This window comes from Ectobacillus sp. OTK (assembly GCF_059698935.1).
Genome location: NZ_AP048547.1, coordinates 5334010 through 5351409 on the forward strand (window position 1 = coordinate 5334010; position 17400 = coordinate 5351409).

13 protein-coding genes are annotated in these 17400 nt (G+C 41.3%); 7 read left to right on the top strand and 6 right to left on the bottom strand.

The window, feature by feature from the left end:
• Positions 1-259: 259 nt before the first annotated feature.
• The 3 genes from cls to AC6HZ4_RS26410 all read left to right on the top strand — a co-directional run bounded on the left by cls (position 260) and on the right by AC6HZ4_RS26410 (position 4778).
• Entirely contained in the window at positions 260-1453 is a 1194-nt protein-coding gene (gene cls / locus AC6HZ4_RS26400; RefSeq protein WP_497492857.1) for a cardiolipin synthase, read from the top strand.
• A 156-nt stretch (positions 1454-1609) separates the two neighbouring features.
• Positions 1610-2563: a UV DNA damage repair endonuclease UvsE gene (gene uvsE / locus AC6HZ4_RS26405; protein WP_497492858.1), complete on the top strand. Its 954-nt coding sequence runs from the start codon at positions 1610-1612 to the stop codon at positions 2561-2563.
• Positions 2564-2657: 94 nt separating this feature from the next.
• Entirely contained in the window at positions 2658-4778 is a 2121-nt protein-coding gene (locus tag AC6HZ4_RS26410; protein ID WP_497492860.1) for a sensor domain-containing protein, read from the top strand.
• A gap of 97 nt (positions 4779-4875) precedes the next feature.
• Here AC6HZ4_RS26410 and iolE read toward each other — a convergent pair whose 3' ends face one another.
• Together iolE and iolG are read right to left on the bottom strand one after the other, a co-directional pair.
• Complete coding sequence (gene iolE, locus AC6HZ4_RS26415; protein WP_497492862.1) at positions 4876-5769, bottom strand: myo-inosose-2 dehydratase; 894 nt, start codon at positions 5767-5769, stop codon at positions 4876-4878.
• Positions 5770-5998: 229 nt separating this feature from the next.
• The gene (gene iolG / locus AC6HZ4_RS26420) at positions 5999-7027 is read right to left on the bottom strand and encodes an inositol 2-dehydrogenase (RefSeq protein ID WP_497492863.1); all 1029 of its coding nucleotides are present in this window, start codon (positions 7025-7027) and stop codon (positions 5999-6001) included.
• A 591-nt stretch (positions 7028-7618) separates the two neighbouring features.
• On the opposite strand from iolG, the gene AC6HZ4_RS26425 reads away from it, so the two are divergent.
• Complete coding sequence (locus AC6HZ4_RS26425; protein ID WP_497492865.1) at positions 7619-8893, top strand: MFS transporter; 1275 nt, start codon at positions 7619-7621, stop codon at positions 8891-8893.
• A 230-nt stretch (positions 8894-9123) separates the two neighbouring features.
• Here the strand turns inward: AC6HZ4_RS26425 and AC6HZ4_RS26430 are convergent, their stop codons facing one another.
• From AC6HZ4_RS26430 to AC6HZ4_RS26440, 3 genes are all read right to left on the bottom strand, one after another.
• Entirely contained in the window at positions 9124-10128 is a 1005-nt protein-coding gene (locus AC6HZ4_RS26430; protein WP_497492867.1) for a LacI family DNA-binding transcriptional regulator, read from the bottom strand.
• Between the two features lie 866 nt (positions 10129-10994).
• Complete coding sequence (gene ggt / locus AC6HZ4_RS26435) at positions 10995-12575, bottom strand: gamma-glutamyltransferase (RefSeq protein WP_497492868.1); 1581 nt, start codon at positions 12573-12575, stop codon at positions 10995-10997.
• A complete protein-coding gene (locus AC6HZ4_RS26440; protein WP_497492870.1) occupies positions 12572-13819 on the bottom strand; it encodes an MFS transporter in 1248 nt (415 codons plus the stop codon). Before AC6HZ4_RS26440 ends, ggt begins: the two co-directional genes overlap by 4 nt.
• A 215-nt stretch (positions 13820-14034) precedes the next feature.
• Here AC6HZ4_RS26440 and chrS point away from each other — a divergent pair, with 215 nt between their 5' ends.
• From chrS to chrA, 3 genes are read left to right on the top strand one after another with little or no spacing between them, the layout of a single operon-like run.
• Positions 14035-14511, top strand: a complete 477-nt coding sequence (chrS, locus tag AC6HZ4_RS26445) for a chromate efflux transcriptional regulator ChrS (RefSeq protein ID WP_497492871.1) — start codon at positions 14035-14037, stop codon at positions 14509-14511.
• Positions 14512-14529: 18 nt separating this feature from the next.
• Positions 14530-15105 (top strand): chromate efflux transporter ChrB, encoded by a 576-nt coding sequence (gene chrB / locus AC6HZ4_RS26450; protein WP_497492872.1) that lies wholly within the window; start codon positions 14530-14532, stop codon positions 15103-15105.
• The gene (chrA, locus tag AC6HZ4_RS26455; protein WP_497492873.1) at positions 15102-15641 is read left to right on the top strand and encodes a chromate efflux transporter ChrA; all 540 of its coding nucleotides are present in this window, start codon (positions 15102-15104) and stop codon (positions 15639-15641) included. Before chrB ends, chrA begins: the two co-directional genes overlap by 4 nt.
• 91 nt (positions 15642-15732) lie before the next feature.
• Here chrA and treC read toward each other — a convergent pair whose 3' ends face one another.
• Positions 15733-17397, bottom strand: coding sequence for an alpha,alpha-phosphotrehalase (treC, locus tag AC6HZ4_RS26460; RefSeq protein ID WP_497492874.1), 1665 nt, complete (start codon positions 17395-17397; stop codon positions 15733-15735).
• Between the last annotated feature and the right edge of the window lie 3 nt (positions 17398-17400).

Here is a 17400-nt window from a genome sequence, read left to right on the forward strand (position 1 = left end):
TTACAAAATATATGAAGCAAAAAGGTGATTCATCCAAATGAAATGAACAGGCGGAGAATAAATCTCTTTTGTAAGCGCTTATATAAAAGTGCAGAATAACCCCCTTTATTTTCTAAAAACCATAAATTTTCAGAAATGCATCATACTTCCATTATAATTTGAATGAGCATTCAGTCAATATTTTTATTCAGGAGGAAAACGAATTTTTTTCTTGCCGCTGTGGAAACTAAAAGGACTAGTACGAAGAAGGGGGAGCATTATGCTATTTTTCTTTTTATCCCTCGCTTTACTTCTCATTTGGCTGCCCGCCGATTATTGGCTCGGGAGACAAAGACAGCTTAAACGGGTACGACATCGCATTCTTCCTATGCGTGAAAGTGACTTTCGTTTATATACATACGGCCAGGTTCTTTATGACGATTTATTTGCCGACATTCGGCAGGCGCGCCATCATATTCATATCCTATTTTTCATCGTTAAAAATGACCCGATTAGCCATAAATTTTTGCGCCTTCTCATGGAAAAAGCACAGCAAGGCATAGAGGTACGATTGCTGCTCGACCGTATTGGCAGCTTCAGCCTTTCAGGAAAATGGATTCGTATGCTGCGCCAAAGCGGCGTACATTTTTCATTTTGTCATAACATACGACTCCCATTTCTATTTTATTCCGCTAATGAACGTAATCACCGGAAAATTACTGTAATTGACGGAGAAATTGGCTATATTGGCGGATTTAATATAGGAGAGGAATATTTGGGCCATAATCCAAAGCTCGGGCGCTGGCGTGACTATCATCTTCGTCTAACAGGTGAAGGCGTATGTGATTTACAAGAACAATTTCTCCATGATTGGTATGATGACACAGCAGAAAATCTTATGTCCGAGCCAAAATATTTCCCGAAGCTGCCAAAAGGAAGTGTTCGACATCGCTTCATTCCAACAGACGGCGCCTATTTAAAGCAAACCTTTCTTGATTTAATCGAAGAAGCAAAGCATGATTTGTATATCGGAACGCCTTACTTCATTCCAGGCAAGGACCTAACAGATGCATTAGTTGCAGCTGCAAAGCGAGGTGTACGCGTCGCTATTCTTGTTCCGAAAAAAGCTGATCATGCCTTTGTGAGAGAGGCAAAGTTTCCGTACTTGCGGCGCTTACTGCAAGTCGGGTGCACTGTCTATGAATTCCAAGATGGCTTCTTCCATGCCAAAATACTGATGGTCGACGGCCGTATTTGTGATATTGGAACTGCAAACTTTGATTTCCGCAGTCTCTATATTAACCATGAAATGAACTGCATTATGTACGACTCGCCCTTTTTAGAGATCGTCAAGAAGGAGGTTGACCAGGATTTAGAAGCCTCGGGGAAAATCACACTAACTGATCTTACATCCTTGCCGCTGCCAGATCGAATACGGGAAAGAATTGCGAATATCATCGCCTTCTTTCTCTAAAGAAAACTCGCCGATTGGCGAGCCATTAGGCGAAGACAGAGGCATAGTGCACTTACACTTTGTTCCTAAAATTTCTTACTACGTCGAATGAGCTTCTAGCTAGAAATTTATACTTTCCTAAAGTGTAAAGCAAGAAACCCTACAGGAGAGGATAATGTGAAGATTCGATTTGGATATGTATCACACGCGCTTTCGCTTTGGGATTGCTCTCCGGCAAAAACGATGACATTCACCAGATGGAAGCAGCTCGAAAAAGAGGAGCGGGAGGACAAGCTATATACCATTACTATGCAAAACCTACAGCATACGCTGCGGGCGCTTCATTACAATATCGCTCAAGAAATATGGCTGTATCGCCTCTCCTCCTCCATCGTGCCATTAGCTACCCATCCTGAAGTAGAATTTGACTATACCTATTTGTTCCGTGATATGTGGAAGGAGATTGGACAGCTTATTCAAAAGCATCGCCTCCGCGTTAGCTTCCATCCAAACCAATTTACGCTATTTACAAGTGACAAGCAGCATATTACGGATAATGCTGTGCTTGATATGGAATACCATTATAGCGTACTCGAAGCAATGGGCATTGCAAAGGAATCCTATATTAACATCCATGTCGGCGGGGCATACGGAGATAAGGAGGCCGCCATCGCGCGTTTTCATCAAAACCTCCAAAGACTTCCTATACCTATCAAGCAGCAAATGACGCTTGAGAATGATGATAAAACATACACAGCGGAGGAAACGCTCGCGGTTTGCCAAAGGGAGCAAATCCCTCTTGTATTTGACTATCACCATCACCTGGCAAATGAGAGCGGCGACGACCTTACTGCGCTTCTTATCGATATATTTGCGACATGGGATCATACAGGAGTAATTCCGAAGGTGCATCTTTCCTCTCCAAAATCCGAAACAGAATTTCGTTCTCACGCCAATTATGTAGATGCTTCCTTTGTAAGACCATTTTTTGAAGCAGCAAAGCAAATAGGACGCGATTTTGATGTAATGGTGGAGAGCAAGCAAAAGGATAGGGCGGCGCTGCAGCTTGTAGAGGAGCTTGCCAAAATGAGAGGATATAAACGAATAGGCGGGGCGATGATTGAAATCTAATCATTACTAAAAAACTACAAAAGATTCACATCTCCTTTACTTTTTTATAATACTATCTAAGTATTATTTCCAGCAGGAAACGGAGATACCATCTATGCATACAACATCCGATAAACAACTAAGCGCAACGATTATTTCAAGCGTACTAACATTAACATGTACCACACTGTTTGCTATTTATGGAAATCATCCTATTTGGCTCTTGGCAGCTCTTCTATTTCTATTATATATGATGCTTTCTGCCCATCAAAAACAGGCCAAGTGGCGTTTCGCTCTTTATCTGATATTCGCATTGGTTTTATTTGTAAAAATGATGATCACGACTGGTTTTGTACATGTTTTAAGCTCATTATATGCCCCTAACCTTTCCTCTCTTCACTTAGAAGAATCCATTCTATTTATAGTCCCAGGGGCACTGTTCATTTGTTTTTTTACTCATTTTATATTTATAAAATATGATTATGTACAGCTACAGCGCTCGTACAAAACATTGAGGGCACATACAGATAGAAAAATTAATGATGGCATACGGGCACTGGTAAAAAGCGAACAACAATATCAATCTCTTTTCGAAGAGCATCCTGATGCAGTATTCTCTCTTGATAAAGACGGTAACTTCCAGAGCGTGAATCGTTCCTGCATGAATATTCTCGGCTATTCCTCTCAAGAACTAATTGGGCAATCACTCTTGAATTATGTAGCTAAAAACGATCAGAGAATTGTACAAAATTATATACACGCTGCAAAGAAGGGCCTGCCACAGAGCTTTGAAATACAAGGTTGGCAAAAAGCGGGACAATGCTATTGTTTCCATATTACGCTTATTCCCTCAGTAGTCAGCGGGGAAACCATTGGTATATACGGTATCGCCCGCGACATGACACAGTTCAAGCAGAACCAGCAGCAGATTGAATACATGGCCTTTCATGATGTCCTTACCGGCATTGCGAACCGCAGAAAGTTTGAAGAAGATTTAATACGTGCACTTCATATAGGACAGGCGCGTGACCTGATTACAGCTGTTCTGTTTATTGATTTGGATCGTTTTAAGAGCATCAATGACCTCCTCGGGCATACTGTAGGTGATCACCTCCTTGCAGAAGCGGCGAATCGTCTTAGGCTATATGTACGCCAGAAGGATACTGTCGCTCGACAAGGCGGAGATGAATTTACCATTCTTTTAACTGAGATGTTTTCCGAAAAAAATGTAATCATCTTTGCAGAGGGATTGCTTAAGGTATTTCAACAGCCTTTCCTCCTTGTAGGACAAGAACTGTATGTTACTCCAAGCATCGGGATTGCACTTGCACCCTTTCACGGTACAACTGCTGCACAGTTAATAAAAAATGCGGACACGGCGATGTATGAGGCGAAAGCAACGGGAAAAAACAAATACGTACTGTATACAAAGGAAATGAGTGAGGCGGAGCATAAACGAAATTTGCTGGAAAAGGAGCTGCGTAAAGCCATTCAAAATGAAGAGCTTCTTCTCCATTATCAGCCGCAGGTTCATATGCTTACAAAGCAAATCGTCGGCTTTGAAGCACTCGTCCGTTGGAAGCATCCAAAGCTTGGCATGATATCCCCTGCTGATTTCATTCCGCTTGCAGAGGAAACAGGACTGATTCTGCCAATTGGAGAATGGGTACTTCGGCAAGCATGCAGACAAGCAAAGCAATGGCATGAGAGCGGACATTCGTCCCTAAAAATTGGAGTTAATTTATCGCCGATGCAATTTAACGATCCAAATCTCGTTCAGCTTGTAACCAGTGTGCTGCAGGAATTCGCTTTGCCTCCAGAAGCACTCGACCTGGAAATTACAGAGGGCATTGCTATGCGAAATGAACAGCTAGTGATTGAAAAGCTGCAGCAGCTGCAAAGCCTAGGTATCAAAATTTCCATCGATGACTTTGGCACTGGATATTCATCCTTATCTTACTTAACAAAGTATCCGATTCACACGCTAAAAATTGCACGGGAATTTATACAAGAAATTGAGCACAGCCTGCAGGAGGAGGCTGTTATCTCCTCCATTATTATGATGGCCAAAAATTTAAAGCTCACCGTCATTGCCGAGGGAGTGGAAACAGTAACACAATGGGATTTCCTCATGCAGCAGCAATGCGACCAAATTCAAGGTTACTATGTGAGTAAGCCTCTTGAGGCTAAGCAGGCATGGGAATTGCTGAAACAACCAGTAGAAAGAGCTGTATAAAAATGAGCGGATGTTATCCGCTCATTTTCACATCTTTACTAACGCCATTATATATTTACCTTCCTCACCGTTATCGAGACAGCTGTTTCCAATCGGATTACAGACCTGTTTTCTCTTTAATGTAACGGCGAGCCTTCATCGCATATTCGAGAGGATTCGCTAACGCTGGGTCCTGCTCAGCCTCCACCACAAACCAGCCTGTATAATCAGAAGCTGCAAGCGTTGTAAATACTTCATCAAACTCAATGGATCCATCGCCTGGAACCGTGAAAGCTCCAGTCTTTACTGCCTCTAAAAAGCTTAAATCCTGTTCCTTCACACGAGCGACAACTTCCGCACGAATGTCTTTCAAATGAACGTGCTGAATGCGGGATAAGTGCTTTTTCAACACATGAATCGGGTTTTCCCCTGAGAATACAAGATGCCCTGTATCAAACAGCAGAGAAACAAGATTTGGATCTGTTAGCTCCATGAGCTTATCGATTTCCTCTGTTGTTTGAATCCCTGTTCCCATATGGTGATGGAATACAATTTTCATATCCTTCTCCACAGCCAGCTCACCAAGACGATGCAAGCCGTCTACCAGGAGCTTCCACTCTTCTTCTGTAAATACAGGCTTTGCTTTGTATACAGGCACAGCTAAGCCTTGAACGCTTTTGCCCTGCTCCGATACAACGATAACCTTCGCGCCCATCGCATGTAAGAAATCGCGGTGCTCGATAAAAGCCTCCACTGTTTCCTCTAAAGGCTTTGTTGTTACAAATGCGCTAAACCAAGCGCTTGCAATTTCTAAACCTCGAAGTGATAACGCCTTTTTCAATACTTCTGTATCGCGCGGGTATTTATTCCCTACCTCGCTGCCAGTGAATTCTGCTAATGCCATCTCACTTACGCACTGCTCGAATGTATTCTCGCCGCCGAGCTCCGGAAGATCATCATTTGTCCAAGCGATTGGGGCAATTCCAAGTTTGATTGTATTTTCTTTAAACATATCTATTCCCTCTCCTATCCTCTTAATAGCGTCTCGCTTGTGGATTCATTGATAATACCCCCGTTTAGTTAAGCCCTTCCCCTAAATAAAACCCCATTTTTATTAATGGTATGACAATCACTACCTATGAAATACTAAAATAGATTAAGCGCTTACTTCGATTGCATTATGCATCCTTAACCATAAAACGCAAGTCTCTTTATTTAGATATCTAAGTACTATGCAGCTATTAATTTACTGCAAACTCATTCTTTATATGTTCAATCTTAACTGGCTGGCCCTTCAATAGGGATTCCTTTGCTGCCTTTGCAATGCGTTCTGCTTGAAGTCCATCATTTCCGCTGCACATTACAGCTTGCTTTGCAGTAATCGATTTTGCAAATTGCGTTACTTCCTCGATATATGCCTGTGTATAGCGCTCAAGGAAGAAATGTAATGGTTTGTCCTTTGCCACGCCTTCCACTGTAGATACTTCTACGGTTGTTGGACGGCAATTATCGGCTGTTACTGCTCCTTTTGCCCCGAATACTTCTACACGTTGATCGTATCCATACACAGCTTGACGACTATTATCAATAACTCCAATTGCCCCATTTGCAAACTTTAATGTAACAATGGCAGTATCTATATCCCCAGCTTCCCCAATCGCAGGATCCACTAAAACAGCTCCTTGGGCAGACACTTCCACTACTTCACTATTCATTACATAGCGCGCCATATCAAAGTCGTGAATCATCATATCCATAAACAACCCGCCTGAGGAACGAACATACTCTATGCTTGGCGGCTGCGGGTCTCTTGATGTAATCTTCAAAATGTGCGGTTGGCCAATTTCTCCTTGCTGCACAAGGTCACGTACCTTTTTAAAATTCGGATCAAATCGGCGATTGAAGCCAACCTGTAATTGTACACCCTCTTCTTCTACTACACGTAACGCTTCCATCGTTTGCTCTGCAGAGAAGCTTACCGGCTTTTCGCAAAAGATATGCTTCTTCGCACGCGCTGCTTCTTGAATGATTTGCGCATGTGTGCTTGTTGGGGAGCAAGCAAATATTGCATCGATTTCAGGATCTGCTAATAATTCTTGGTAATTTGTTGTGAGAACAGAAATGCCTTTGCTGGCAGCCCATTCCTGTAAATGATCTACGACTACATCTGATACCGCTTTAATTTTCACTTGTGGAATTGATAAAAGATTATCTGCATGCAATTTTCCAATGCGTCCAGCACCAATAATTCCAATTGTAATTACACTCATATGAATTCTCCTTTTTATGAAAGGTTTAAAAAACACTGGATAGATTTTACTTCCTGCATAGGGGGAATTTCCTAATTCCGCATTTATAGCTGCTTGTGCAGCAACCACTATAAGCTGGACAGGCAGCCTCTCATTAATAAAGCGTTTTCTTTAATTAACAAAAAAATCAGCAAATTGTCATTTAATATTACATAGCAGACTGTATTATTTTAAAAATCGAGAAAACTGGTTAAGCGCTTTCCTGACTCTTATTATACACACCCATTAAGAAAGTGCAAATATTTTTTCTATCTTTCAAATATTTTAAATCTGTTCATATGAACTATTCTGTTAGGTTGTGTAGATCCTATTTAAGAATAAACACAGTAATAATGCTCTTTTCCTAATATTTATCCGCTTATACTAAGAAAAAATAATTTTCTCATTTCTCCTATCGTTACCCTATAAATGATTAGTAAATAAAAAAATAGAAATAAAAGATATTGACGTTTTTTGGATGTAAGCGTATACTTCTTTCTGAAGATTGATTAAGCGCTTACTCTTTTCTGTTGTGTTAATAAGGGGAAAAATAATTAATGGTGGTGGAGAAAAATGAATGTGCTTACACCAAAACAAAATGGTTTGGACAGGATAGGTATACCGTCTCATTTGTTATGGGGCTACATCGGAATTATTGTTTTTATGATTGGAGATGGTCTGGAGCAAGGCTGGCTGTCGCCTTATCTCGTTGAACAAGGCTTAACGATGAAACAATCTGGTTTATTATTTACTGTCTATGGAATTACTGTGTCTGTTTCCGCTTGGTTCTCAGGGGTATTTGTTCAAATGTGGGGCCCAAGACGGGCAATGGCATCTGGGCTCATTGCCTTTATTATAGGCTCAATTGGATTTATTGGTTGGGGAATTCCCAGCATGAATTATGCTGTTATACTATTTTGTTATGCTTTAAGAGGCTTTGGATATCCTTTATTTGCTTACTCTTTCTTAGTATGGGTATCGTATCGTACTCCTCAGCAAATGCTCTCTAAGGCTGTGGGGTGGTACTGGTTTGTCTTTCAGCTTGGTTTAAGTGTTATCGGGGCCTTTTATTCTAGCTTCATGGTTCCTAAAATAGGGGAAATTGCGACCCTATGGAGCGCATTAATTTTTGTTGTTGCAGGCGGCGTATTTTCCATCATCGTCAACAAAGATAAATTTGAAGCCCAAAAAGTAAGCGATAACAAAGGAAGAGAATTGCTTAAAGGGCTTACTATTGCATTTGAAAATCCGAAGGTTGGTATAGGCGGGATTGTCAAAATTATTAACTCCGCTGCTCAATTTGGATTTGTCGTCTTCCTGCCTACCTATATGACAAAGTTTGATTTCACTTTGAGTGAATGGCTTCAAATCTGGGGAACTCTTTTCTTTGTAAACATGGCGTTTAATATCATTTTCGGAATTGTCGGAGATAAAATCGGCTGGGTTAACACAATTAAGTGGTTTGGAGGAGTCGGTTCCGGTATTGTAACACTTGCACTTTATTATGTGCCGCAGCTTGTAGGACATAACTATTGGATTATGATGATTGTAGCGTGCTGCTACGGAGCGACATTAGCTGGCTATGTACCTCTTACAGCACTAGTACCTTCCTTGGCACCAAATGATAAGGGGGCTGCAATGTCTGTGTTAAACTTAGGATCTGGATTAGCGGCCTTCGTAGGACCATTAGTTGTTACCGTTTTCATTGGCAGCTTAGGAGTAGGCGGCGTAATGTGGATTTTTGCTGGCTTGTATTTTGTTGGTGCATTTTTAACCAGCTTCCTCACCCTGCCGGAAGCAAAAGGGTTAACAGAATCTGCATTTGACGGCAAAGAAAAAGCGGTTTGATAGAAAGTAGATTCCATCTGTTTTCGCTATACCAACATTGTCAATGATACATAAGTAATTATTGCAAGAAGCAATCTATTTGCCAATCAGAAATGACCCAAATCATTAGCATGAAAACAAGCATACAAACTCTAAAAACACCTCTTAGTTCATCTGCTGACAACTGAATTAAGAGGTGTTTTTCTGTGTTATATTCGTATACATATTAGGGAATGAAACATATTTCCTCCTCATTGCTGCCTATACGGAGCAGTAGATTGTCGAACTACGAGCTCTGGAGAGTATAAAATACACTGCTTAAAAGACTCACCTTTTTCGATGTCTTCCATCAATAGCTGTACTGTTTTCATCCCCATCTCTTTTATAGGCTGAGAAATAGTTGTTAATAAAGGTACTGTCACTGTAGACAATATTGTATTATCAAATCCTATAACAGATAGCTCGTCTGGGACAGATATGCCTACGTCGCGCGCTGCTTTCATCACCCCAAGGGCAATCAAGTCATTACAGGCAAAAATAGCAGTGGGTCTAGACTCGTGCTGCAGCAGCTTTTCCCCATAATAAGCTCCTTCTGATATGCTTGCTTCACATTTCATAATATAGGATTCATCAATTTCAACGCCATATTCCTCCAGCATTTGCCTATAGGCATGCAACCTCTTTTTACCGCTTCTATTGTTTTCCGTAATAATCCCGATTTTTCTATGCCCAAGCGATAAAAGATGCTGCATCGCAATAGAGCCCCCTTTGAAATCGTCTATTGTCACCGCAGCAATAGACATGTTGGGGACTTCTTGTGCAAGCAATACAATAGGAATATCCCTCTCAAGCAGCTCTTGAATAAGCTCTTCATTTTGAAAATTGGAAGCAAGTATAATACCGTCAATTTTCTGCCTGAGCAAAAGGGAAACGTATTTCCTTTCTCTCTCTCCCTTATTATCCGTACTGCATATCATAACACCATAGTCTAATGAATTACTATAATCTTCAATACTTCGTGTGATTTCAGCGAAGAACGGGTTCGCAACATCTGGAACTAACAATCCAATGTTCCTTGTTCCCTTTCCCGTTAGAGCCGATGCTACAGTACTGGGGTGATAATTTAAACGCTCCATTGTCCTCAAAACTTTTTGTCTTGTTTTTTCGCTGATTCGTCCCGTATTGTTAATGACCTTTGATACCGTTGCAATAGATACTCCTGCCTCTTGGGCCACTGTATAAATAGTCAGTTTCATGTCTTTCCCCCATTCTTACTATACCAATTTCAACAAAAGGTTACTGTCCTTAACTTAGTATCGAAAGGTAATCTATAACTAATATAATAAACATTACATCCTAAACCCCTTAAGCTAACAATTGCCGTTTCTGATATAATAATTTACAACCCACATAATAAGGATAAAACGAAAAATTTTCAAATTTTGAATCTAAGGGTCTAATTTAAGATTTATTGCAGGAATTAACAAATAGGTTCTGGTGCAAAGAATCTAGAGGACTTGGACATACTGTGGCTCCCTTGCAAAAGGATAGGAGTCCGCTTGAAATTGATAAAAGGAGGCAAACGTAAATATAGGTCTATTTTTAATCTTCGAAAGAGCTGATTAGTTACAAACCGCTTTTTGTAAACGCTTACCAATTAGTTGATAATAAATAGAAGATTTCCTCAAATCTTCCTGCTCCTTAAGTCTTTTTACCTACTGTATTGTCACACCATGCATGCTCATGAACACTAAGTTCATGTTAACAAACATCATTATGTAGGCCGTATCAATTTGTTTTTTATTTATTAATATAGATGATAGCACTCTTACCCCTTTCCGGGTAAGCGCTTACCTCACCTTTTAATTATAGTTATATTCTCCCAAAAATCAATATATTTATTTTACAAATTGAATGATGTTCATAAACCCCATCCCCTTACGTGTACCAACGACTCTAAGAACATAAAAAAGAAATACTTCTTTTATAGTCCACGATTCCCCTCAATTCTTGTTCATAAAAGAATAGGGATTTAATAGTAAAACACGAGAGACTGCTGCCAACAAGTCCAATCCAACGGACTTGTTGGCAGCAGCCTCCTTGTCTAAAATCTTTCTATTTATTACGACCCAATCGCAGCCCCATCGCTCCGAGGATCTACACCGCCATGCCGGAACCCTTGCTCATCTATCAAAATCGCATTTGCATGCCCCATTGCCTGATCCATATCATCAACCCGTTTTACCAGGTGACCCGCTGCCTGCAGCGCCTCTGTAACCTCCTTGGAAATCCTCCCCTCTATTTTCAGCTCCTGCGTAGCTTCTCCCCATGTTCTTCCCCATACAAATCGAGGTTCGCTAATGGCTCTCTGGGGATCCATTCCGTAATCTAGCATTCTTGTAATCATAACTGTTTGTGTTTGCGGCTGCCCTTCTCCCCCTTGCGTGCCATATAACACATAAAGCTTATCATCCTTAAAGGCCATTGCAGGCATTAATGTATGGAAGCTGCGTTTCCGAGGCTCTAAACAGTTGACATGATTCGGGTCTAACGAGAAGAAAGAACCGCGATTTTGCATAAGAATGCCAGTATCCCCTGCAACGATCCCAGAGCCAAATTCAAAATAAAGACTTTGAATAAATGACACTGCATTGCCGTCCTCATCAACTACAGCTGCATGAGCTGTATCATTTCCAATCGGCTGCGTTGTAATGTCCCGTGCCCTTTGGGGACTGATCGATTGCGCCATTTCCTCTGCATATGTCTTGCTTAACAATTTCTCAAGCGGAATCGAAGAAAAATCAGGATCCGTTAATACTTCATTCCGATCCTGAAAGCTCCGTTTCAGCGCTTCTACTAATAAATGATAGTACTCATAGGAGCCGTGCGGAATTGCACTAAAATCATAGTTTTCTAAAATATTTAATGCCATTAAGCCAACAAAACCTTGCGAATTAGGCGGCACCTGCAGTATTTTATAGCCGCGATAGGTAGAGGCTATAGGCTCTGTCCAATTCCCCTGGTGATCTGCAAAATCCTCTAACTCCAGTAATCCGCCCTTTTCTTGCAGCCCTGCGACAATCCGCTTTGCCAATTCGCCCTTGTAAAAGGAATCCCGTCCTTGTTCAGTAAGAGTTTTTAATGTATTAGCTAAACTTTTTTGAATAAATTTTTCATTTACACGCGGGGCCCGCCCGTTCGGCAGGAAAATAGCCGCTGTTTCAGGATGCTGTGCAAATAAGTTCATATTATGCAGCGTATTAACATGCTGATTTTTGGAAAAAGGAAAGCCAGCCGATGCATATGTAATCGCAGGTTCTAGTACATCACTTAAGGAAAGGCGGCCATACTCCCTTAATACAGCATCCCAGCTATCGACCATGCCGGGAACCGTAATCACGCTTTTTATCCCGCGAGTTGGAATGGAGGCAAGACCCTCAAAGGCCTCTCTCGTCACCTTATATCCTGAGCGGCCGCTGCCATTATATGCCCGTACTTTGTTATCTCTCTTGCTGTACAACAGCCAAAATGAATCTCCCCCAAGGCCTGTCATATGCGGGTAGACTACTGCTAAGCAGGCACTCACTGCTACCGCCGCGTCAAAGGCATTTCCTCCTTTTTGCAAAATCCTCTGTCCTGCTGCGGAGGCCAAGTAATGCGGACTTACAACCATCGTTTTCGTTCCAACTACAGCTTCATTCATACTGCGTTTTCCTCCCCTGCATTGTCGTTCCTTTTCATTTCTAATATAGAGTGAGTATCTTTATTTATTCCTTTATCAGTAAACATAAACAGGATAGCCCCTAAAATCAACAAAGCCCCTGATAGATAAAAACCAAATTCCAGACTTCCTGTCACGTCAGCGAAATAGCCTGTAATATACGGTGCAAAGATAGATGACAGCATGCCGCTAAAATTGAAAAACCCATATACTTTAGAATACATTGAAGATGGTGTGATATCAGCAATGTAGGAAATAAGAACCGGATCAAGCGCAAGCTTCCCAAGCAATCCGTACAATATTAAGCCGGCAATCATAAGCGAGTAATTTTCTGTATACGGAATGACAAGCTGACAAATGGCTCCTGCTAAAGCTAAACCAATAATAAGCGGTTTTTTGCTTTTAATTTTATCCGAGATGAACCCAAAGAAGATGGCACCCGGTATAGAAGCCCATGGCACTAAGGAAGAGATGATCCCTGTTTGTGAGCCATCCACACCTCTTGCAGTTTGTAAATAATATGGAAGCCATGTTAGCATCCCGAAAAATCCATATAGGGAGCAAAAAATGATGATATATACAAAAATATGGTTTTTCGTAAATAAAAGCTTCAAATTTCCTTTTTCTTGTTTTTGTATACTCTGTTTCTCATTGCTTCCTTGGTTATCACGAACAAATAAGCTGATTAAGATCGCAACTATGATAGTTGGAATTGCAAATAAGTAAAAAGAGAACTGCCATCCTTTATCTAATGTATATGTGAAATAACTTGCAGAGATAAATCCAAGCGAAATCCCAAATGCCATCCCGCTGTTGATGAGAGCCGATACAACTCCGCGATATCTTTTAGGGGTTAAATTAGAGGAAATGCCATATTGAGAGCCATAATATGTTCCCTCTCCTAATCCCGTTAAAGCCCGCATCATAAGAAACATAACAAAGGTCGTCGCCATGCCGCTTAAATAGGTAGCAACACCAAACAAAATGTATCCAATGACCAGCACCTTCACCCGGCCAAATTTGTCAGCTAAAAATCCAGTTGGAATCTGCATAAACGCATAAGCTGCAAAAAAGACGGTGGACATAAGGCCTAGCTGCGCCTTGTCTAAACTCCATTGCTGCCCGATCTCCCCCATAACTGGTGATAAAATATTGCGGTCAGCGTACATAAACACCCATCCTAAAAAAAATAGGAAGATGACCACAGCAGGATGTGTTTTCCTCATAACCTTCACTCCCCTTAAATTTTTCGAAAATTATGAACTCATTATATAAACACACTTCCTGCCCCGCTGTATTTTTGGAAGATTTCCTTACATGTTTTCTTTCGTTTCGAAATTATAATTCTTTATTTTTGTTGATTAGGAATAAAAAAGTGATAATATAATTACAAATAGATTGATATTTACAAAATTTGATTACGAAAGGAAAGGTGAGGGTTTTGTCGTATGACTACCATGTTCCAAACCTGATTCTAGACGAACTAGACAAAAAGATTCTATCCCGTCTTCATGAAAACAGCCGCCTCTCCTACACAGACTTAGGAAAGGAAATCGGCATATCCCGTGTAGCAGTACAGTCCCGCATTAACAATCTGATGGAAAAGGGAGTGATTGAAAAGTTTACGACCGTTATCAATCCAATCAAAATTGGAATTCATGTATCTGCCTTTTTTAGCGTGGAGGTGGAGCCGCAGCATTTAGAAACAGTAGCTAGTCAGCTCGCTGAGGAGCATGCGGTTACGAGCCTATACCATATGACAGGCCCAAGTAAATTGCATATGCATGGGATTTTTACAGATAATCAGGAAATGGAGACCTTCTTAACAACAAAGCTGTACCCGCTCCAAGGAGTGGTAAGCGTCGACTGTCAGGTTTTAATTAAGCGATATAAAAGTCGTATGGGAATGAAGCTATAAACGAGCGGGGGGAACAAAATGAAAGGTTCATATAAGGAGCTTACACTGGCAATGCTTCGCACAGGCATATTCGGATTTGGCGGCGGTCCTTCGGTTATTCCATTAATCCGCTATGAGGCAGTGTCTCGTTATCGTTGGCTGGAGGATGATGAGTTCGGTGAAATTCTGGCAATCGCAAATGCTTTACCAGGACCGATTGCAACAAAGATGGCTGCATACTTAGGATATAAACAAAAAGGAGTACTAGGCGCTTTTACTGGTGTACTGGCACATATTTTACCAACATGTTTGGCAATGATTCTGCTCCTTACAGCTGTAAATGTTCTGAGTTACTCAAAAGCAGTAGGCGGTATGATTGCAGCGGTAATGCCAGTGATTGCAGTCATGCTTGGACTTATGGCATATGAATTTGCTGAGAAGGCTGTGAAGGGGTTAGGGAAATGGCTTGGCGGGCTTTGCTTTATCATTTCCTTTTTGATGCTGCAGGTGGTTTCCATCCATCCTGCTATTGTTATTGTCGTATTTTTAGCATATGGGGCAGTTCATTTCAAGCTCAAGGATAAGAAATCAAAAGGCAAGGAGATGTCAGCATGATAGATTGGATTAATGTATTCATAGGCTTCTTTCTTGCGAACGTACTCGGCTATGGCGGCGGTCCGGCTTCCATCCCTCTTATGTATGCGGAAATTGTGAATCACCATCATTGGTTAACCAATACAGAATTCTCAAATATGCTGGCACTCGGAAACGCATTGCCTGGGCCGATCGCAACCAAAATCGCCGCGTATGTTGGATATGATGTATATGGATGGTGGGGATTTTTAGTTGCTTTATTCGCAACTGTCTTTCCATCAGCTCTTGCACTTATTCTTTTACTAAAGGTGATCCAGCGCCATCGTCAATCTCTGGTCGTAAAAGGGATGACTTTACTCGTTCAGCCTGTTATTGCCATTATGATGGCGGTCCTAACCTGGCAAATGATGAAGGATGCTGCCCTCTCTATGGGAATATGGCAATCACTTATCATTGCACTTATCGCTTTTTTAGCTCTAACAAAATGGAAGGTTCATCCCGCCTTGCTTATTGTTGCTGCCTTTACATACGGCGGATTGATTCTTCCGCATTTGTAGTGTAATCCGCATTAACATGCTAGTTAGTTCAGTGAACTGCTGCCAACAAACAATGTGCCCCCTGCAATGTACAGGGGGCACAGCCTATCGGTTATTTTGTAAAACGATATACAACTGCTTCATACGGGCGAAGCTTGATATGTTTATAGTCTCGAGATGGGTCTGCGTAATTAGAAATAAGCACTTCGCTGTTCCAGCCTTCAAAGCTTACCCCTTCTGGCAATACCCATTCTGCTTCTTCACCGTAATAGTTGCTGATTGTCAGCAATACCTCATCCTCCGTCTTGCGCGTATACGCCCAAATACGCGGATGATCTGCAAGAAGCAGCTCATAATCTCCATACGTTATGACATCGTATTTCTTTCGAAGCTCAATGAGCTTTTTATAATAATGCAGAATAGAATCAGCATCCTTCACCGCTTCTTCTACGTTAATGTCCTTGTAATTTGAAGCTGCTGCAATCCAAGGAGTTCCTGATGTAAAGCCCGCGTTTTCTGTAGCATCCCACTGCATCGGCGTACGCGAATTGTCCCTGGACTTTTGCTGAATGGCAGCCATAATATCCTCATGGCTCATGCCTTGTTCCCGCTTTAATTTATAGATGTTTAAGGTTTCTACATCACGGTAGTCATCAATGGAATCAAAGCCCGGGTTTGTCATGCCGATTTCTTCGCCTTGATAAATGTAAGGCGTCCCTTGCAGCATATGCAGGGAGGTTGCAAGCATTTTTGCCGATTCCTTTCGATAAATTGTGTCGTTTCCAAATCTAGAAACAATGCGCGGCTGGTCATGATTGCACCAAAAGATGGCGTTCCAGCCTCCTCCATCATGCATTCCCTTCTGCCATGTTGACATAATGTTCTTCAGCTGCAGAAAATCAAAGTCTGCTTTTGTCCACTTTTCCCCGTTCGGATAATCTACCTTTAAGTGATGGAAGCTAAACGTCATACTTAGCTCTTTTCTGTCCGGATTCGAATACTTAATGCAGTTATCAATCGTTGTGGAGGACATCTCGCCGACTGTAATAATATCCGTGCCTTCAAATACCTCCCGATGCATCTCTTGCAAAAATTCATGTACACGAGGACCGTCAGTATAATATTTACGCCCGTCACTCATTGCGCCTTCTGCTGTATCGTTAGGGAAGCTTTGATCCTTTGAAATTAAATTGATCACATCAAGACGGAAGCCGGACACTCCTTTTTTCGCCCAAAACTCCATCATTTTATAAACTTCCTTGCGCAGCTCTTCATTTTCCCAATTCAAATCTGCTTGTGTAGTATCGAACAAGTGCAGATAATATTGTCCAGTCGTTTCATCGTATTTCCAAGCGGAGCCGCCAAATTTAGATTCCCAATTTGTTGGTTCGTCACGCCAGATGTAAAAATCACGGTACGGATTATCCTTGCTCTTTTTCGATTCTTGAAACCATTTATGCTCCGTTGAGCTATGATTGACGACGATATCCATCATAATGCCGATATTTCGCTTTTTAGACTCGGCAAGAAGCTCTTCAAACTCCTCCATTGTGCCATAGCTTTCATCAATTGCATAATAATCGCTCACGTCGTAGCCGTTATCATTCTGCGGAGACTTATAAATAGGAGTTAACCAAATATAATCGACTCCTAAAAAGGAGAGATAATCTAATTTTTCAATAATCCCTTTTATATCTCCTGTCGCACCGCCATTATGGCTGCGAAAGCTTTTTGGGTAAATTTGATATACTACAGATTTTCTCCAGTCTTTTTTCATTTC